The sequence below is a fragment of the Pseudomonas sp. WAC2 genome (assembly GCF_030403525.1).
GTDB classification, from domain to species: Bacteria; Pseudomonadota; Gammaproteobacteria; order Pseudomonadales; family Pseudomonadaceae; genus Chryseomonas; species Chryseomonas luteola.
This window is the reverse complement of the sequence record NZ_JAUEPD010000014.1, coordinates 8,798-28,618: the sequence shown is the minus strand read 5'-3', so window position 1 is coordinate 28,618 and position 19,821 is coordinate 8,798. Positions and strand designations below refer to the sequence as shown.

The 19,821-nt window shown below is 51.3% G+C and carries 12 protein-coding genes; 5 read left to right on the top strand and 7 right to left on the bottom strand.

Annotated features, from left to right (window positions below):
- Nucleotides 1-252 precede the first annotated feature (252 nt).
- On the bottom strand, nt 253-1,122 hold the full coding sequence (locus tag QWJ10_RS22835; RefSeq protein ID WP_289929797.1) for a DUF5677 domain-containing protein: 870 nt from the start codon (nt 1,120-1,122) through the stop codon (nt 253-255).
- 495 nt (nt 1,123-1,617) lie between these two features.
- Here QWJ10_RS22835 and QWJ10_RS22830 point away from each other — a divergent pair, with 495 nt between their 5' ends.
- Together QWJ10_RS22830 and QWJ10_RS22825 are read left to right on the top strand one after the other, a co-directional pair.
- A complete protein-coding gene (locus tag QWJ10_RS22830) occupies nt 1,618-1,983 on the top strand; it encodes a type II toxin-antitoxin system RelE/ParE family toxin (RefSeq protein WP_289929796.1) in 366 nt (121 codons plus the stop codon).
- Nucleotides 1,984-2,301 carry a DNA-binding transcriptional regulator gene (locus QWJ10_RS22825; protein WP_289929795.1) on the top strand — a complete coding sequence of 106 codons (318 nt, stop codon included), beginning with the start codon at nt 1,984-1,986 and terminating at the stop codon, nt 2,299-2,301.
- 165 nt (nt 2,302-2,466) lie between these two features.
- Here QWJ10_RS22825 and QWJ10_RS22820 read toward each other — a convergent pair whose 3' ends face one another.
- On the bottom strand, nt 2,467-3,636 hold the full coding sequence (locus tag QWJ10_RS22820) for a hypothetical protein (RefSeq protein WP_289929793.1): 1,170 nt from the start codon (nt 3,634-3,636) through the stop codon (nt 2,467-2,469).
- Between the two features lie 423 nt (nt 3,637-4,059).
- On the opposite strand from QWJ10_RS22820, the gene QWJ10_RS22815 reads away from it, so the two are divergent.
- Nucleotides 4,060-5,016 carry a tyrosine-type recombinase/integrase gene (locus QWJ10_RS22815; protein WP_289929791.1) on the top strand — a complete coding sequence of 319 codons (957 nt, stop codon included), beginning with the start codon at nt 4,060-4,062 and terminating at the stop codon, nt 5,014-5,016.
- 8 nt (nt 5,017-5,024) lie between these two features.
- On the opposite strand, the gene QWJ10_RS22810 is transcribed toward QWJ10_RS22815, so the two are convergent.
- Together QWJ10_RS22810 and QWJ10_RS22805 are read right to left on the bottom strand one after the other, a co-directional pair.
- Entirely contained in the window at nt 5,025-5,324 is a 300-nt protein-coding gene (locus QWJ10_RS22810; protein ID WP_289929790.1) for an immunity protein YezG family protein, read from the bottom strand.
- A 19-nt stretch (nt 5,325-5,343) separates the two neighbouring features.
- The gene (locus QWJ10_RS22805) at nt 5,344-5,832 is read right to left on the bottom strand and encodes a contact-dependent growth inhibition system immunity protein (protein ID WP_289929789.1); all 489 of its coding nucleotides are present in this window, start codon (nt 5,830-5,832) and stop codon (nt 5,344-5,346) included.
- A 440-nt stretch (nt 5,833-6,272) separates the two neighbouring features.
- On the opposite strand from QWJ10_RS22805, the gene QWJ10_RS22800 reads away from it, so the two are divergent.
- Together QWJ10_RS22800 and QWJ10_RS22795 are read left to right on the top strand one after the other, a co-directional pair.
- Nucleotides 6,273-6,431 (top strand): hypothetical protein, encoded by a 159-nt coding sequence (locus tag QWJ10_RS22800; RefSeq protein WP_289929788.1) that lies wholly within the window; start codon nt 6,273-6,275, stop codon nt 6,429-6,431.
- On the top strand, nt 6,425-6,652 hold the full coding sequence (locus QWJ10_RS22795) for a hypothetical protein (RefSeq protein ID WP_289929787.1): 228 nt from the start codon (nt 6,425-6,427) through the stop codon (nt 6,650-6,652). The genes QWJ10_RS22800 and QWJ10_RS22795 overlap by 7 nt, the downstream gene beginning before the upstream one ends.
- Nucleotides 6,653-6,918: 266 nt before the next feature.
- On the opposite strand, the gene QWJ10_RS22790 is transcribed toward QWJ10_RS22795, so the two are convergent.
- From QWJ10_RS22790 to QWJ10_RS22780, 3 genes are all read right to left on the bottom strand, one after another.
- Nucleotides 6,919-7,443, bottom strand: a complete 525-nt coding sequence (locus QWJ10_RS22790) for a hypothetical protein (RefSeq protein ID WP_289929785.1) — start codon at nt 7,441-7,443, stop codon at nt 6,919-6,921.
- Between the two features lie 149 nt (nt 7,444-7,592).
- Nucleotides 7,593-8,075, bottom strand: coding sequence for a hypothetical protein (locus tag QWJ10_RS22785; protein WP_289929784.1), 483 nt, complete (start codon nt 8,073-8,075; stop codon nt 7,593-7,595).
- Nucleotides 8,072-19,807 (bottom strand): filamentous hemagglutinin N-terminal domain-containing protein, encoded by an 11,736-nt coding sequence (locus QWJ10_RS22780; RefSeq protein WP_289929783.1) that lies wholly within the window; start codon nt 19,805-19,807, stop codon nt 8,072-8,074. The genes QWJ10_RS22785 and QWJ10_RS22780 overlap by 4 nt, the downstream gene beginning before the upstream one ends.
- Nucleotides 19,808-19,821 lie beyond the last annotated feature (14 nt).

Sequence of the window (19,821 nt, the reverse complement as noted above, 5' to 3'; positions counted from 1 at the left end):
TGCTGGAAGCCACAACGGTAAGCAAACCAAAACGCTACACGTTAACCAGAAGAGTTTTGCACGGTTCCCAAACTCTTCAGGCTCAAGAGCATACGAAGTCGATGCCCCCAGATAAAATACAAATAAACCAAGGGCCAACGCGCCCATCAAAAAGAGTACTCGCACTGTGATTGGCATGGGAGCCCTAACGTTTGGTTAAGGGGCGGGCTTTAGCCCGTCCCAGTGAGCGAAGCGAGCGGTTTGAACCAGCTGTTAGGGTTTTCCAACATTTTCGTGAGGAAAGGCTGATGCCGGTTTGGTGCTCAGCGCCATAAGCCGTTTGAATAGCTTTTCTTCGGCATCAAGCCCTGCTTGCATTTGCTGTTTTTCAAAGAAGGCAGCCAAGTAACCACATCCCGCGTGAAGAACTGCAATGAGGATTTCCTCTAACTGCCGAACCGTCCCAGTGATGAAGGCTTCTGTGGTGTGTTCTTCTTTGAGGTGGGCTGAATAAAAGAAGCTCGCGCCAAAGGGTGAGCCATGAATGACCTCTGACGAGAGTGAATAGATCAGCCCATATGCGGCGAGCAGCCGCGATCCAGCCTTGCGCCCTGCAAGTTCACCTACCCGCCTGATGCGACTTGGCGTATCTAGGTTGGTCCAGCTTCCGTTTCCTTTGCCTGAAAATTCGGGAAATTTAGATGCAAGTGTTGATACTGGGTCAGGGTCTGTGCGGACTTCAATCGAGTATTCGCCACTTCCGAATTTCCGATTGTGTTGCCGCCATGCGGCGAATTCGATGTACCCAACAGCTCGGTCTGCAACCGCATTTGACTCCGCTAGGAGGTAGCTTGCATTTACGAAAGACTCGACTGCTGATCGTGCGATTGGATAGGCGTCGCGGACAGGAATTCCGCGGTGTTTGGCAATGTGTAAAAGGGACTCGACAGATTGCCCTGCCCCCATTGCTAGTAATGTGCTTGTGCGTCGTTGTGCGTCCGGGAGGCTACAAGTCAGGGTTTCGCCTTCATATGTGGTTGAGCCTTGGGATGCGACGAAGAGTGCAAGGCGCAAGAACTCTTGCTGAAGCATTGCCAAGCCTCGCAAAGCATCCAGCAGTGGTAACTCCTCGTCTGCGGGCATGAGTTGTTTTCCCTAACTATTATTAGGCGTCACTTGACGCATAACATGCTGAACGCGTCTGACGTATAACCTTCCGTATCATCTTTTATCTTCCTATCTAGGACGGGCGTTTCCAAGGAGCACTGACTGTATAAGGAAGCTCTACACTATGGAAAGAAAGCAATGATTGCTGGATTCAGTGCGAGAGCAACTCAGGCTAAAACGCTACTCGATTAGAGTTAGATGCGTCTATTAAATATGAGCCAAACGGTTCTTTTGCCTGCCTCACTGCAAAGGGACACTGAGGTTTACGGACACAGTGCTAACTGAGGCTTCTGGAAATCCGATACACCTGCTGACCTGTGCTCAGCGGAACAAATCCTCTAGCGAACCCGGCTCTTAAAGCCACACGGGTCAGACCTTGATAACGCTCTAGAGACATTGCTATTTTTGAGAAAAACATCATACTAAGTATTATATTTCGTGTGATGCTAAAGACTAATATGGGCTCTTTTCGTGAGGGTGTTTAAAAGCAAGTGGTTTACTCGCTTTGCCGACGCGGAGGGCATCACAGAAGAGGACCTAAAGGCTTCGATAGCCAATGCTGATCAAGGATTGATAGAGGCCAATCTGGGTGGTGGTGTCATCAAGCAGCGTATTGCAAGAGAGGGAAGCGGCAAGTCGGCAGGGTATAGAACTATTGTCTTGTACCGGATAGCTACAAGGTCTTTTTTTGTTTATGGCTTCCCCAAGAGCTCACGAGCCAATATCAAGCAAGACGAATTAGCCGCCTTCAAGAAATTGGCTAAAGCCACTCTTGATCTCTCTGAGGGGGACCTCAAGAAGGCTTTGCAAAACGGCACCTACGTGGAGGTGATTTGAATGCCTAAGAAGTACCGAAGTGACATTTTTGCCGCTATACATGAGACGGCTGAAGGTCTTCATGATGCCGGTGTGGTGACTAAAACAACCATGCGTGAATTTGACGAGGCCTGCCTCCAGCCGGCCAAGAAGTTTACGCCTGAGGAGATCGTAGCGCTTCGCAAGCGTGAAAGAGTTTCCCAGCCGGTTTTTGCGCGCTACTTAAATGTAAGCAAGAACCTGATCAGCGAGTGGGAGCGGGGCAATAAAACTCCTGGCGGTCCCGCTGAACGACTGCTGACCGTGATTGAGAAAAATGGTCTTAGAATTCTTGCATAGCAATTATAAAGAAAGCCTGAAAGAAGAAATTCTATAGTTATTAATCTATATTTACTTTGACCACATATTGATCTTGATTTTTTAACTATTAAGTTTCAGCTTCTTGGGAAAAAATCAGAGAGATCTCTTTGTAAGCGAGATCTCCCTGATCTGATTAATTTGTACTTAATCTTTCTTTATAATTGATAGTGTGCCATTGTCTTGGAACATTAAATATGCGCCAGGATTGTTATATGTTCCAGTATTCCATAAGGCTGTGCCATTTGCATCATATATTACAAAATTACCATCATTTTGCATTATAGCATTGGTAGCACCTTTATTTTGAGTATATGAGGCCCACACCACAGAATTATTTGGGCCATAAATTACTAAGTTTCCGTCTGTTTGAAATACAAGTAAATAGGATCCCAACGCTACTTGTTGACCAAGGGCTAAAGACTGGCCTCCATTTAATATAAAGTCAGAAGATTTTTCAGCCTGCATTGAAGGCAGCCCGGTATTACTCCAGAGAAATCTAGATGTTTTGGCAGGAGGCATACCAAGCATTTGCAGACCTGTAGCTGAAACAGTACTGCTGGCAATAGGTTTAACTCCGGTAAAGACTTCAATCTGAAAAGTAAAGTTAGCTCCTTTTTGAGCTTGAAGTATCAAGCTAGGCGCTAAATAGTTTAGAGTATATTGACCTGAAGTGTTAAGTCCTGTTTTACTAACGGTGGTGATGTTTCCATTTAGATTTGCAGTTGTTCGAATAACATAGTTAAGCGATTGCTCTGGATTTCTTGGGTTTAGCGTTACAGCAAGTTTTCCAGGATTATTAGATATAATTAGGTCAGTGTAAAAAATTTTTTCATATTTAACAGAGTTGCCGATTCCAACTCCAGTATATTTATGACTACAATTGGGTATGTATCCGTTAGGTATGGAGAAGTAGTTAGACGGCGGTTGGGCTGCGAATGCGCAAGCAACAATTCCGTCAACTACCTGGCTTATTCTAAAACTAGACGAAGCAATGGTTTCCTCTACTGTCGTAACCACCCACCACGGATTAGAAAAGCTTGATAACTCTTGAGGCTCTAAAATCCACATCCCTTGGTAAGGCGTTGCGTACTTTATAGACTTCTTAGTTATACAAGTTCCATTTAATATATTTTTCTCTATAGTTAGATAACCAGAGGGGCGACTTATATTTTCGCATTGTGTAATGGTATCTGCTTGAGCTTCTAAAGATAAGATGGATCCGGTAAAAGTTATTGTGTATATAAGCTTTTTTAAGTTAATTTTATTCACAGCAAGAATATCCCTAAAAAACCTATTCATAGGTAATGTATCCATTCAGATGTTGTTTAGTTTGTTAGAAACCAGATTATCGGCTACTTTCAAAAGGAAAGAAAATTATTCTGTCCTTTTGAAGAAGATCTATTTTAATACGATATTGCTTATAAGGAAAGATAAGAATAAATTTCAGTTGATATCTCTTTGATATCTCTTTGATATCATTTGGTGATTTCGATAGAAAGTTACCCGAATTTTTATAGATATTGAGTTTACTCAGTTATCTAAATAAGCAATGGGTGCATTCAATGAATTCTTAGTCATCATACCAACCTAGCTGTTTGGGTTAAGAACAAAGCAACCTTATATGTGATAATGTCCTTTATCATCTATTTTATGGTTGCGGTTCTTTCTGGCAGGTCCGCGCGTGGTTAACGGTGCCCTCATACAGCTACCCTATTAAAAAGAAGGAATCGATAAAAAATGAAAGCGTCGGCGTTAATCGGAACGGTCACCCTGCCCGCGTTGGTCCAGGCGGCCGGTAGCAGCGCGCGGATGCGCTTTGTCGATTTCTTTACCGCCAATATCCGTAACCCGCACACTCGCCGTGCCTATGGCCGCGCCGTGGGTGAATTCCTGGCCTGGTGTGAAACGGTGGGGGTGGCGTCGATGGGCGAAATCAAACCGCTGCATGTGTCGGCCTGGATCGAGTGGCAGACCCAGACCCTCTCGGCGCCGACGGTCAAGCAGCGCCTGGCGGCGCTACGGCACCTGTTTGACTGGCTGGTGACCGGGCAGGTGATTCCCACCAACCCCGCGGCCTCGGTGCGTGGGCCCAGCCACAGCGCCCGGCAGGGCAAGACGCCGGTGCTGACTCCCACCGAAGCCCGCACGCTGCTGGACAGCATTGATGTGAGTACGCCGATTGGGCTCAGGGATCGTGCGCTGATTGGGCTGATGGTGTTTTCCTTTGCCCGCGTCGGCGCTGCGCTGACCATGAAGGTCGAGGACGTCTATCGACAGCAGTACCGGCTGTGGGTGCGGCTACGCGAGAAAGGCGGCAAGCGACACGAGATGCCCTGCCATCACTCGCTGGAGGAATACCTGCACGCCTACCTGGTGGGGACCGGCATTGAGGCGGATCCCAGGGGGCCCCTGTTCCGGACCATTGCGCGTGGGACCGGGCAGCTGAGCCGCAATGCCCTGCCGCAGGCCAATGCCCATGCGATGGTGAGAAGGCGGGCGCTCGCTGCCGGGATCGAGACGCCGATTGGCAATCACACCTTTCGCGCGACGGGGATTACCGCGTACCTGAAGAATGGCGGTACGCTGGAGAATGCGGCGGCCATGGCCAACCATTCCTCCACCCGGACCACGCAGCTGTATGACCGGCGGCGGGATGACATCAGCCTCGATGAGGTTGAGCGGATCAGGCTGTAGTAGCCGACTCAATATTCAAAATTGACGTCGAACTTACCGTTGTCGTGTAGAGCAAAATTACATTGCTTGTACAGGCCCTTGTCCTCATTACTCACTACTTGAGCTAACTCATAGAAGTATCTATTTATCATGACAGTCCTGACCCGGCTTTCTTTGGAGCCGTCAGGCTTGTAGTAGATAACTTGGGTTTCAATGGAGCTTTCAAATAATTTTGCTGTGACTGTAACCCTGTTCCAGGGTTCTGGAATAATCTCGACCAGTTCATTGGCTATTGCTTGATAGTACTCGATGGCATCGTTGAATAGCATTTATCTGAGTTTTCCTAATTTACGTGCAAAGCGAAAATCCTTTAAGAACACTATCACCTACTTCGCGATTATTACTGTCTAAAGGTATAGTAAAAGAGAAGGGTCCGTTTTCTTTGTCTGCAGAAAATCCACCTTTCTTATCGCTACGAAACGGACTTATTTTAAATTCATTGTCAATTATACTAATTAAACAATTCTTTGCTTCTCCATAAAAAGCCTTTTTATTTTTGTAATTATATTTGCTCATCATAAGCTTTAGAACTGCTTCTGAATTGCTTTTTATTGATCCCGAGTCCCATTCTTTCTGAAACTCATCAGCACTAACACTTCTGCTCAACTGTATAGCATCTAAAACAGATTCTCCAAGGACCTCAGGCTCAATTTCAGCTTCAAGGAAAATTGGTTCACGCTCATAGTCAAAGTAAGAAATTCTTCCAACAGCCATTATGCATAGACATATCATTCTTTCAGTTTTAATTATACTTACTTTAGGTATAAATTTCTCCATGATATATGACCTTCTGTAATTTAAAGCTATATTATTCTAAGCATTTTTAAGTCTTCTTTTAATAGAATGGCGTCATCCTATTGATAGAATAGAACAAAGTTTATCAATGCTGTTTTCCGAGAGCAGGGCATTTATATCCATCCTGATGTTTTCATTAGCTGTTTTAGGCTCTCTACCTGCACATAGTACTAATGTCATAGTCAACAGCATTATTTTTTCAACAGGAGTATATGAATCACTGATTATCTCATGTAAAGCGTACCCGGCTTCAAATTCGCCCTCTCCCCATGAGCGTCCAGTTTTATATTTTCTATCCAGAGCTCTCCTACAACAAAGAGGATAATATGAAAGTATTTTTTTGTATCTCGCTATAGTTCATTAAGTTTCTCAATCTACTATTTAGGAGCATCTTTGTAACCAGTAAAGCCAAGTAGCATGAGATGCCCTACCATCACATCCTGGAAGAATATCTGCATGTCTATCAGATCGACACCGGGATCGAGGCGGATCCCAAGGGCCCCCTGTTCCGAACCATTGCCCGCGGCACCGGGCAGCTAACCGCAATCCGCTGCCCCAGGCCAATGCCTATGCCATGGTGAGAAGACGTGCTCTTGCAGCCTGGATTGAGACGCCGATTGGCAACCACACCTTTCGAGCCACGGGGATTACGGCATACTTGAAAAATGGCGGCACGCTGGAGAATGCGGAGGTCATGGCCAACCATTTTTCCACCCGGACCACGCAGCTCTATGACCGGCGACGGGACGATATTAGCCTGGATGAGATCGAACGCATTCGAAGTACTCCATCTACTGGCTAGGATACGCCCGGTCGGTAGGCGGTAAATCATATTTGTTGGCGTAACCCTTTTGGAGCCGCTTGATTAGCTCAGGGAAAGTACGGTCTCTTGTCCCGGTGACTAGACTACAGAAGCTGCGGACTTCTTCATAAGGCGTACAAAACATCTGCATTCCGGAAAAAGCCTCTTATAAACAAATCTATGTGCAGGCTCGTCTGAAAAGCTAAAAGTCATAAACCTTGACTGTGTACATCCTACCAAGGTGATGCCATCACGGGAGGTTGCAGCTAAGCCTGCCAAAATGTCAGGCAAACCCCATATTCATCAAGAAGATCATCAGCAATCTCAAACTGAAAAACCTTCTCCGGGAAGCAGTCTGCTAACGCATTGCTCCAATATCTAGCGATCTGCTCGGCAAATATATGACAGAGACTATACTCTTCTTCCGATAGGCCAACCTTAAATATGCCACGGCCCGGCGCGTCTTCCCACTTTGAAAAGAATTGATTTATTGAAAAGATATTTCTGTATCGTTCAACGTCTCTACGCGATGCACTTTGTTTCAACACACCAGCTTCAGTCTCGACCAGCCCTTCCATAGAAAATTTTTGCGGGTCGTACTGCTGAGCGTTAGGCAGCCAGAAAACGTGGCCATCAAGTTCAATAAAGTCAGGAGAAAGCAAACCTAGAACAGAAATTGCCTGTTCCAATGAAACTAAATTTCCTACATATGAAAAGAATTCCCCAGAACCAATATCCGAAGCGAAAAGGTTTAATGTTTCTTTGGAAACATTACCCTGAGAACTCTTCATCTGTTCAATTCTAGCTATTAAGAGCCGACTGCGGAACATTACCAAGCTTAATATTTTATGAGAAGCATTTAATTTTCGATCAGTCAATTTACCAAGATTCGTACCGCCATTAGCACCATCAAGAGATGCACCAGTCCTCTTTGCACCAATTAACCTAGCAAAATATCCTGAGTGTCTACAGCTTCCACTGAGCCGTTAGAAACCAAAACCCCTATACCGAGCTCAGGGTCAAATACTGTATCAAATATAAAACCAATTTGACGTACTCCGGCTTCAAATGCAGACATCACCTTTATACGCCTCAGAGAAATCAAGTCCTGCATATCATCAATTGCACGAACCCTAGGGGCCTTCATATCAACCTCGTCAACATCAAAGCATTCTCTATATTCTTCAAGCCTATTAAGGTAATAGTTATAAATAGCCTCCTCTACCAACCTAGAAATTGAGGCCTTTTTTGAGTTGAACTCTCGATACGCAAGCCGCTGAGTTTCCGAAATCGGGGCATCGTCAAAAGTCTGAACAACAAGCTCCACCTTAAATCGACGCCCAAGAAAATCTATCTCACATAGCCCTTTCCAAACACCATCAAAATGCAACTCACCAAAATCTTGATCCGAGACAATACTCATTTCTTAAGCGCCTCCAATAAAGTCTTCTCAGCAATACCACCTAGATGGCCATACTTTACACCAAAATCCATCGAACTAACCTTGCCAGTATGGATAAACGAGGGGACCAGTTGCATGGTCCGCATATCCTCAACCTCATGCCAAGTATATTTCTGCTCCTTCAAAAATTGAGCCACATCCGACTCTTTCACGCCAAGCTTATTGGCCAACATCTGATTGGCAACGCGAAAGTTAACGTCTCTATCAGTAGAGATCAGACCGGAAAGCCTAACCTCCTGTAGTGCAATTGGAGAGAAGTCCGGATAGCCGTTCTTGTATGCAATTCCATTAGGCAAAATATTCTTGATATCTGGGTTATCGAATATAAAGTTTGACTCACCTCTGACTCCTGTCCAAGCCCCTCCATTAATTGGTGTTAACTTAATTCTATTTTCATACCGGCTGAGTTGAGGTACAAAAGGCCCCATCTCTGCATTGGATATTCCTGGGACTCCCGCTTCTTTTGACCCTAAGCTTAGGTTAAACCCATAAGCGCTGTCAGTCGCGGCACCGTTTTCTACTTTATAGGACCCTAACAGCCGGGAACCATAGGTGTCGTCAGCACCTGTCCAAATAGGCAATGCGGTTCGGCTGTTATTTTGGGATACCTCCTTGGCCAAGCCTCCCACGATTGAGCCTTCCGCTTCTAGTACCGTAGCTCGCAGAGTCTCGCCCAGGGCGGTAGTCGTTCTAACCGCCCTGCCGACAGGAAGCATGCCCAGAACCTCAAGTTCAGGCGCTGTGGGCTTAATAGCGCCACTAGAGACGTCCTGCAGCATTTGCCAATCGTCTGCTTTTCCTGTGGTGTCACTGGACACCAAGCCGATCTCGTTTAGATGCTTGGCTGCCGCATAGTCACCGTACTGCTGAACATACCTGTCTGGTACTACGCTACTGCTGTCAGGAGAGTTGTAAAGCCTAGTATTGCTCGCTAAATCAAACAGGCCATGGTCTTGCCTCTGCATCTCTGTTGCATCGAAGGCATAAACCTTATCTCCATTCGCCGTAATCGACTCACCGTTATTCCATTTTAAAGCGATCCGCTGACTTTTTATCTGGTCAATGATCTGCTGTGCTTGAGCCAGGTCCTGCATCAGATTGAGGTGTTCAGGATTGCTATCGCTCAAGCTCGCTTTTAGAGCCGCGAGCTTCTGGCTATCGTCACTGTCGACCGCAGCGCCCGCCTCGTAGCTCAGTAGCTCGTTCCAGCTCAAACCGCTAAGAGAGTTGCCCAATGTCTGCTGCAGCTCTTGTGCTTTCTCGTCGATGAGCTTGCGTTCGAAACTGTGCAGCTGGCGGTTGTAGGCCTGGGCGTTACCGGCAATTTCTGCGCCTAGCTGTACATTGCCGCCAACACTGGCAGCGGCCACTATCCCTACCAGTTGTGAAGCCATGTTGACCAGACGTTGATGCTCAGCCTGGTCCGCCCCCGCTAGAAGCGAACTCCTGTCCAGCGTTTCGATAAGAGCCTCGTTGGCCCCTGCCGCTACTGCGCCGGTCTTGAAATCACCGCCCATGGCTTCGGAGAGCAAACCTCCCACCACGGCGTGCATAGCGGTTTTGCCTAGCCCACTGTCTTCCAGCCCCCATTGCTGACCAAGATTACCGACCTGGTTAAACGCGGCAGCTTGCAGGATGGAGAAGACGCTGCCTTTAAGGCTGTCGCTAAATTTTCCTTGGCCCAAGGCTTCAGACAAGGTGCCTTTAACAGCACCTTGGAGTAGCTGGGTTTCTGCGAAGCGGGCAAAATTGCCGGGGTTGGTGATATCGGGAATTGCACCGGTGACCGTTTTCGTAGCCGGATCGACAGTAGTCTTGAACCAGTTACTGCTGGCATAGTTCATGATCCCTGCCGTGCCGGCAGCGATCATGGCGTTCTTCATGCCGTCGCTGCTTAGGGTATCCTTGAGCGTGGCGCCGAGATTACCGCGATTGTTGACCAGGTTAGCCGCGCCGGAGCTGGCCAGGGACGTCAGTGCAGCAGTGGCGGCAGCATTGGCCCAGCCTGCAGCCACGGCGGTAGACGTTGCTGCCGTCGTGGCGGTGGCTGCGGTAGTAACAGTACCTGCAGCTGCCATGGCACTACCCGAGCCTGCCGTAGCCCCTGCGACCGAACCTACCGCTGCGCTAGCAGCCCCTGCAGTTAACGCTGTAACAACAATAGCCAAAGCAAGCATGGCTCCAGCGCCCAAGCCCGACTGGCTGTATTTAAAGGAGTCGTGCACCTCTTTTACTTGCCGCCAATCAATATTGCCCTGAGCTTCAGCCTGCTTGATCCAGGCAAGGCTTGGGTCAGCCTTAACCATGGCATCAATGCTTTGGCTAATGGTTTGTTGATTGACCTGTCTTACGTCAATGTGGATCTGGTTAGCTGCTTGAATTACAAGCTGACCTTGGGCAACCAGCTCGCTCTGCTTAAGCGTTTCGTCAGTATTCCCTTTGCCCTTAGCTGAATTCCAGGCCAGGCTGTTACTGCTCTTGGTATGGGTTTCCTGATGCAGGTCTTTAACGGCCTCAAACGTAATGTCGCCACCGCTCTGCAGAGTCAGGTCATTACCGCTTTGCAGCTTTGCGACCTGATAGGTCTGGTCGCCGTTGCTTACCAAGGTCAAGTCCGTGCCAGCCTTGATTTCGCTACCAATGTTTCGGACATCGGTTACTTCGTCATGCTTTGTTTTCTTCTTGCCAAAGCTGCCCTTCTTTTTCATGTCGTACAGCGTGTAGTCGCTGTCTTGGGCTGCCAGAACGTTTAAGTCCTTACCGGCATAGAGGTAGGCCTCCTGGCCTGCATCGACCTTGCTTGAAACCAAGGTCAGGTCCTGATCTGCCTTAAGGTTTACGTTGCGGCCAGCCGTTACGGTCGTGGCCTGCTGGTCGATATGGTCTTCCTGGCGGGTAACCTTTTTGCTCTTGGAATAGGAGTGTTCCTCGTTAGCGGCCGAGGCGAGCGTCAGGTTTTCTGCGGCAGACAGTGATACGTCGCGCTGAGCACTAATCGTGCTGGCGATAACAGAGAGGTCACGGCTGGCTTTGACGGTGAAGTCCTGGCCAGCAGATATCGACGAGCTCAGTTGCTCTATCGAAGAGCGACTGTAACTTTTGCCACGCGTCTCACTGTTAATTTTCTCGGCAGACGTAATAGTTACATCGCGTCCCGCCGTAAGGCTCATGTCTCTGCCGCTCTGCAAGACACTGCCTACGTTGGAGATATCGCGTCCAGCAGAAAGCGTAAGATCCTGAGCCGCCTCTATACGGGCTGCGCTATCGGCAAAATCTATCCGCTTTGTCTGGTTCCAATACTGGTTTTGATAAGAAGAAACCGTTCGCTCATTGATGACGTCGCCATTAACGGCAGTAAGGTTGACGTCACGACCGCTAATGACTCCGCCCTGCTTGTTGGCTATGTCATTAGTTGCCAGCAGACTCAATCGATCGCCCGCTTCGATTAAACCGCTGTTGGTTATAGTGTTACCAGCAATAGCGGACAGATTGTTGGTTGCTCTGAGCGTACCGGAGTTTTGTAGATCCTGGCCGGCAATTAGCTTTACATCGCTACCCTGAATCAGTGCACCATTAGGGGCGAGACGGTTGTTGGCTTGTGCCAGGTACAGCACTGGCACAAGCACATGCTCACCGTTAACGACCTGATCTTCCATCCAGACGATGTCATGGGTCAGCGCTGCGACCTGTTCAGCGGTAAGAGTTACGCCAACGGACAGGTTGAGCTCATTCTTACTCGCGATGGCATTGTCCATGAGGTACTTGAACATGGCCTCATCGGAGGTAAGCCCATCGATAAAGCGCTGGCCGGTACGAGCAATAACCGCCTGCTGAATCAATCGCTGCTCATAGAGACCGTCACCCAAACGCTTCTGGCTCTGATCCGGGTCATAGCCAATCTGCCCGAGCAAATAATCCGAGCTCATGAATTGCTTGAGGTCGGTTAGTGCTGGATTGGTTTCAATCAGGTAGTTGTGGCTAATCGCAGGTGTTGCGCTGCTAGGCAGTGCTTTTACGCCGCTAGGCAAATCCTTCGCAACGCCAGGCAGAACTGCCACGGCATTGGGCCGGCCTGGTATATCACTGGAGCGAGCCTGTGTAATAGGTCCTGAGCTGGGCTGGCTGGCTTCGATACCTGAAAGCGAGTGGCCTTCAGTAATATCAATGCCACTGCCGTGAACAAGGCCAAGCGCAATGCTGTTTGTCGTCGTTATAGCCGCATGGCTGATCTCGGTACTGCCAGCATTGGCAGCCCGAGCCTCATTACTGCTTGCCTGTCCTGCAAGACGAAACAGCCCATTCTGACCTTTCGGTATTCCGAAACCTGGTAGTTCTAGAGGGCTTACCCTTTGCTTGGCAAGATCAGGAGGAAGCTGTGAATTTAAATAAATAGTTTTTTGCGGATTGACAGCAGGCTGAGCTGTATTTGGAATATTTCTTCCATCTAGAGTCAGTAATGTATTGCTGCGACTAATACCATTCTCAATTTTTTGAGAGGCATTAATCGTTACATTTCCACCTGCCTGAATAACTGCATTTGCCCCCACACCACTTGACGTTGAAACTTCTCGAGATTCAACGACAGTATAAGTATCAAAAATTTTTGGCGGTGCTACCTGGCGTGAAGGATCGTAATTTGGGTTAGGTTTGTTTGTTATTTGCTTGTCATGGCTATAGGGCTTAGTAACACCTGCCCCCTTACCCGAGCTGTGATCAGTCGGCTGGTAATTCTGATGGAGAGTCTTGGCATTATACTTATTGTATAAAGTAAACTCTCCTGTAGGACCTGTTAACCTTCTAAAGACACTAAAATTTTCTGAGTCAACAGGATTTCTATATTGTATATACCGAGTAATGCTTTCTGTAGAGGCTCCTTGATTTAAAAAGGAAGCAACATTGAACGTGGCATCTTTTCCTGCAGCCACTGAGCTGTATTTGTTTGAAAAATCGCCTCCGTTAACTAGCAAATTTCCTGCTGAGGTGATAGAGCCCGATCCGGAGTCAGAAAGTACCTTTCTCTCAAGCTGCTCGGTAAGATAATAATAAAGGTCATAATGCTCACCTTTACAGTCAAGGCAATCAAAGGTTATGTCACCAGAAACTAGGCTTTCAGAAATTTCAAATGTATCTTTCCTATTTGAAATGGAGTTCGAGTTTAATGTCATATCGGAACCCGACTCTATCGTCCCCGATATATTTTCAATTAATGAAGCCCAACCACCATTCACGCCTGATATTTCAAGCTTTCCTAAGCTGTAAATATCTGATGACTGACCAGAAACGGTACTTTTGTTAGTAAGTGTGGAGGTATTTAAGGCCATGTCTCCGCCACTAAACAGAAGGCCGTCCTGATTTAGTAGATTGGAAGTTTTTACAAGTAAATTTCCGCCCCCACCCAGCGTTCCGTAGTTTTCCAATGATCCAGCATTGACTTGCAACAGACCCGCAGAGGTTAGTTGTCCATAGTTAACCAACTGACCGCCGATATTGAATATCGATTGGCTGCCCCCTTTGATGCTACCCACGGAAGGCAGAACCAGGCTGGCTGCACTCAGCGTTAGCCCTCCCAGACTGTTTACGCGCCCGGCTCCGGTGTAGGTACCGCTCAGGCTGAGGTTCAGCGTACCGTCGCTGCCGATAAGCCCATCGTTGGTCCAGTTACCGCCGGTGCCAATCAGTTCATTCGAGGCCAGCAGCGCGCCGGTCGCGGTCTGGGTAAAGTTACCTACGTTGACAGTGAGCCGTCCCGCCTGGATAGAGGTCGTGTTTGTCCAGCTGTCTGCTGTTAGCGTGAGGGCGCCACGGGTGATCAGGCTGCCGCCGGCGTTGCTGACATCCTTTAGCGAGAGGCCAAAGTTTCCGGTACCAACATGCAGCACCTTGCCGCCCGTGTTCTGGAAGCTGCCGACATTGAAAAGCAGGTCGGTATTGGCCGTTTCCAGGGCGCCGTTCTGGTTATCAAACAGGCCACTGATATTCAGCGCTGTTGTACCGTCCTGACCCAGGGCGCGCAGCTGACCCTGCTGGTTGTTCAAGGACGCAGCGGTGATCGCAAGCGTTGTAGCGCTTTCGATAATGCCCAGGTGGTTGTTCAGCGCACCGGCAAGGCTGAAGTCGATCTTGTGCCCGGCCACCTGCCCGTCGGCATCGCCGCTGTTGTCAAAGTTGTTGCCGGTCACCGCGACGTTTCGCGCGGCATACAGGCTGCCGTTGCGGTTATCAAAGTCAGCGGTGGAGACAATGGCATCGCCATCCAGAGCGGAGACTTTGCCGTTGTAGTTGCTAAAGCCACCGTTTGCCGTCAGATCCAGGGATTGACCCTGGATAATGCCGCCGTTACGCAAGAGACCACGCACCTTGGCATTGATCAGCCCTTCAAGGCTGGCCAGCGCGCCGTTGGTGTTATCGACCGAGGCGCTGTTGATTAGCAGGTTACCGGCTTGTGCGATCGCCTTGCCGCCCTGGTTGTTCAGGCCCTGGGCGACGGTTAGGGTTAAGTCATTCTGGCTTTGCAGGATGCCGGCAGCATTATTGACGCCCTCTGCCGTCAGGTTCAGTTTACCGCCCTGGCTGTAGATCAGGCCTTCAGCACTGTTCTGGACAGCGCCCGTTGCGGTAAGGATCAGGTCACCGTTTGCGGCCACGGTGCCTTTCTGGCTGTTATCCAGAGTGCCCGTTTCAAGTGTCATCAGCTGTTGGCTGATGATCTGGCCGTTCTGGTTATTGATCGTGGCCGCCTTGAGTACAAGCGGTGCGCTGCTGGCAATCTTGCCGCCAGCATTGGTGAGTGCACCCAGGAGCGTAACGCCAAGATCGGCATTGGTACCAAGGCTACCCCCGGTGTTGTCTAGGCTCGCGCCGACCAGGGTCAGTGTCTTGTCTGCACTGATCTGCCCCGCCTGGCTGTTGATCGCTTGAGCATGGAGGTCCAGCGCACCGCCGCTGCTGATCAGTCCGGATGCGCTATCCAGCGCGCCGGTTGTCACGCTCATGTTGCTGCCGCTGGAGAGGATACCCTGGGTGTTGTCGAGACGTGCAGACTGCACCGCCAGTACACCCGCCGTTACTAGGGCACCGTCATAGGCATTGTTGAGCGCGCCGCTCAGGGTGACGGTAAGGTCCCCTTCCTTGCTCGACAGGGTGCCTTTGTGGCTGTTGTCCAGGCTACCGCCCTTGACCACAAGGCCCTTCACGCCCGAGATGACGCCGCCTGTGTTATTGAGCTGGTCGGCTTGGAGGTTAAGCTGGCCATTGCTGATAAGGCTGCCGGCTGCGTTATCCAGCGTGCGGCCAGTCAGGCTAAAGGACTGCTGGCTGGACACTTCGCCGCCGTCGCGGTTATTGAGATCACGCAGGTTTTGAATGGACAGCGGACCATGGGCGGCGATCAGGCCACTCAGGTTATTGATGTCGCCGCCCTGCAGGTCCAGGTAAATACCCGACTCGCCAATCAGACGACCCTGCTGCTGGATCAGCTCATTCAGGGTCAGCTGCAGATCGCCGCTTGAGGAGACCTCACCTCCATTGCTGGAGTCCAGACGATTGGCTGAGATCTCAAGGGTACCCTTGCTGTTGATCAGGCCAGAGGCTGTATTGTCGATGGAGCCAGCCTGGATGTTCAGGTCATCGGCTGCGGCGATCAGGCCTTCGGCGCTGTTATCCAGTCCATCCTTTACGTCCAGCTCCAGACCGCGCTGGGAGACCAGCGTGCCACCGGCGTTATTCAGGCTACCCGCCTGAACCGACAGCCCTGCGGCCGAGATGGCACCTTTGACGTTGGCCAGGGCCTTGGCAATATGCAGCTCCAGTGCCTGGCCGCTAAGCAGCTTGCCGCTGCTGTTATCCAGGGTGGTGGCGTTCAGAACATAGCCATGGTCGCTGGAGATCTCACCGCCCTGGCTGTTGTTGACCGTACCTATATTCTTGAGCAGCAGCGTGCCTGGAGCGGTCAGCAGACCTTGAGCACTGTTGTCCAGTGCGCCGCCGTTGAGATCAAGCGTGACGTTTTTGCTGCTGAACAGCCTGCCCTGATCGTGCTGATCAAGGCCTGTGATGTCAGCTGTCAGATCATCACTGCTGGCGATACGGCCTTTGGCCGTGTTGATGACTTGCCCGGCCTTGAGGACCAGGACCTGACCGCTGGTGATGTCGCCCTGACTGTTATCTAGCGTGCCGGTTGTCAGCGTCAGTCCATTGCCCTTGCTGCCAGCACTAAGGGTGCCGCTCTGGTTGTCCAGATTGGCACTGCTCAAGACGAGGCTACTGTCAGTCACGATCTGACCGCCCCGGCTGATTACATCGCCGGTGGTTGTCAGGGTCAGCGCGCCGGCGCTAGACAGTGCACCTGCGGTGTTATCGAGTGAGCCGGCCCTGGCGTTAAGCACGCCCTCGCTGACCAGCATGCCTTTGTCATGGTTATCCAGCGCACCGCTCAGATCGAGATCCAGCAGGGTCTGGCTGCTTATCAGTCCACCCTGGCTGTTATCCAGCGTGGCCCCGGTCAGCGCAAGCGAGTCATGACCGGACAGGGTTCCCTGGAGCCGGTTATTGACGCGGTCCATTGTCAGGGTCAGGGCGGTACCGGCAATCACCTTGCCGGCTTCGCTGTTATCCAGATAGTTGCCTATTAAAGTAACAGTCTGCCCGCTGGAGATCTCACCGCCCCGGTTATCAACCGCGCCGGCAAGCAGCGTAACGCCATGGGTTGCCGCGACCAGACCAGCCTGACGGTTCTCCAGCGTATTGGTGTTGAGCGTCAGCGCGCCCTGGCTGATCAGGCTACCGCCCTGCTGAGAGAAACTGTCTACCGTCGCCTGGAGGTTGGTTTTGCTGGCAATCTGGCCCTGGCTGTTTTCAACCATGCTGGCATTAAGTGCCAGGTCCTGGTCAGCGATGATACTGCCGCCCTGGTTGTGGAGTGTCTGGGCAATAAGGCTCAGAAGCCCCTGGCTGCTGACCTGGCCCTGACGATTGTCCAGGGTACCAGCCGTCAGTGTTTGGTTGCCCTTGCTGATTACGGCGCCCTCGGCGCTATTGTCGAGCAAGCCCTTGATAACGGCAGTCATCGCGCCCTGGCTGACCACGGTGCCCTGCTGGCTGTTATTCAGCGAGCCGGCACCAAGCGTCATGGCCTTGTTACTGGCAACCGTGCCCTGGCGGTTATCGAGCGCACCGGCAACCGTGGCATCAAGCCCTTGCTCGCCCAGGAGCAGACCGCTGTTGTTCTGGATGGCATTGGCGGTGATTGTTGCCTTGGCCTGGCTGGAGAGTTCACCCGTCTGGTTGTCCAGCTGGCCAACCTTGGCCGTCAGCTCCCCGGCGCTGGTGATCAGGCCTTTCTGGCTGTTTACCACCTTGTCTGCGGTAAGGTTCAGCGCACCGCTACCCACAACGCGGCCTTGCTGGTTATCCAGGCTTTGCGCGGTTAGGGTCAATGGACCTTGGCTGCTGATCTGGCCCTCTGCGTTGTTTAACGAACCGGTTACCGCAACCGTCTGCTGCGCCTGGCTAATTACCTTGCCCTGCTGGCTGTTATCCAGTGACGCTGCGCTCAGCGTCATGGCCTTATTGCTGGCTACGGTGCCCTGACGATTGCTCAGCGCGCCGGTCACTGCTATATCAAGCCCCTGCTCACCCAGGAGCAGGCCGCTGTTGTTTTGCAGCGAGTTGGCCGTGATGGTTGCCCGCCCCTGACTGGACAGCTCACCGGTCTGGTTATTTAACTGCCCAACCTTGGCCGTCAGGTCACCTGTACTGGTAACCAGCCCTTCCTGGCTATTGTCGAGCTGATCGGTGGTCAGGGTTAACGTACCCTTACCGATCACGCGGCCCTGCTGGTTGTCGAGCGCTTGCGTGATGAGAGCCAGATTACCCTGGCTGCTGATCTGCCCCAGACTGTTATCGATCGCTTGCGCATTCAGCGTGAGGTCGCGATTGGCAGCTACGCTGCCGCCCTGGCTATTAAGCGTCTGCGCGGTAAGGCTTAGCGTGTCCTGACTGCTGATGTGGCCCTGGTTATTGTTTAGCAGGCCATTGACGGTAGAGCTCATCGCTCCCTGGCTAACAACCGTGCCCTGCTGGCTGTTGTCCAGCGAACCGGCTTTAAGCGTTAGCGCCTTGTTACTGGCAATCGTGCCCTGCCGGTTATCCAGCGCACCGGCAACCGTAGTATCCAGCCCCTGCTCACCCAGGAGCAGACCGCTGTTGTTCTGGATGGCATTGGCGGTGATTGTTGCCTTGGCCTGACTGGAGAGTTCACCCGTCTGGTTATCCAGCTGGCCGACGGCAGCTGTCAGATCTCCTGTGCTGGTGATCAGCCCCTTCTGGCTGTTTACTACGTTCTGGGCAGAGAGGTTCAGGGTACCATTGCTCAGCACGCGCCCCTGCTGGTTGTCCAGCGTTTGCGCAGTAACAACTGTTTGAGCCTGGCTACTCAGGGCGCCGCCCTGGTTGTCCAGCGTCTGATCGGCATGCGCGGTCAGTGCGCGGCTTGCCTTGATGGTTCCCTTATTGGTCAGGTTTTGTGCGCTAAGCGAGACGTCGCCTGTGCTGTTGCGGCTGTTATCCGGGTTAACACCTGCCTCGACAATGCCCTGGTTAATCAACTGACCCTGGCTATTGAGAACAATCGTATCCCTGGCCGCCATGCTCTGCTGGTTAACCAGAGCGTCGACCGTTTGCACATTGATCGTTGAGCCGGCGTACATCGGCCCTTGAGCAGTGAGGCTTTGCGCCTTAGCAGCAATCGCACCGCTGGCCGCCGCCTGAGCCATGGTCAATTGGCCGTTGGCATCGATCACGATGTCGCCGGCGCTGGCCGCCATATCACTGGCAAGCTTTACACCTACCCCGGCTTCGGTACCCACCAGTTTGATCGCACCGGCGTACATACCGCCTAGGGCAGACGAGTCAATGGCCAGTTGCGGCTTGTCGCTGTCACTTCCGCTGCGCGCTGTAGCGGCCAGGGTCTCGGCGTTGACGTCGTTACGACCGGTGATAACGTTGAGCTTGTTGGCATAGAGCTCGGCATTGATCTTGGCCGAACGGGTGACGATGTCGAACTGATCGACGTTGGTAGCATTAAGCCCGGCGCCCTCGATGTTGACGCTGCCGCCGTCCACCTGAAAATGATCGAGCTGGCCATTGTTCAGGACAGGTTTGCCGGTAGACAGGGTAACGCGTGGCGTATTGATAAAGCCGCAGCCGTTACAGGTGATGCCGTAGGGATTGGCGACGATGACCCGCGCTGACTGACCGGCCACTTCCGTGTAGCCCTTGAGCTGGCTCGGGCTGCCGCCGTTCACCTCGTTTAGAATGGTGGTGGCGGCCCCGTTCGTAAGGTTCGGGTTACCGACAATGATGCCGCCCAGCTGAGTACCCTGGGTACGGCCGGTGGCGTTGTTCAGGATCAGGCCGTTGGATTCAACGTTGTAATCCTTGAACTGGTTATGCGAGAGCCCATTGGCATTGGGCGTGGCGATATTGATCACCGGTACGCCATTGCCCGCCTGCCCGACAGTGGTGTTGCCACCGCTGACAACAATGCCTTCCGCCTGTGCCCAGAGGGGCTGCCAGAACATGGCATTGGCCAGGACCAGCGCAATACCGCGCTTGGGCATGCCCCAGAAACGCTCGCGCGGAGCAATAGCAGCCGAAGCCTGAGCAGCCAGGAAGTTATACTGACGAACGTCCATGTCCAGGGTCTCGC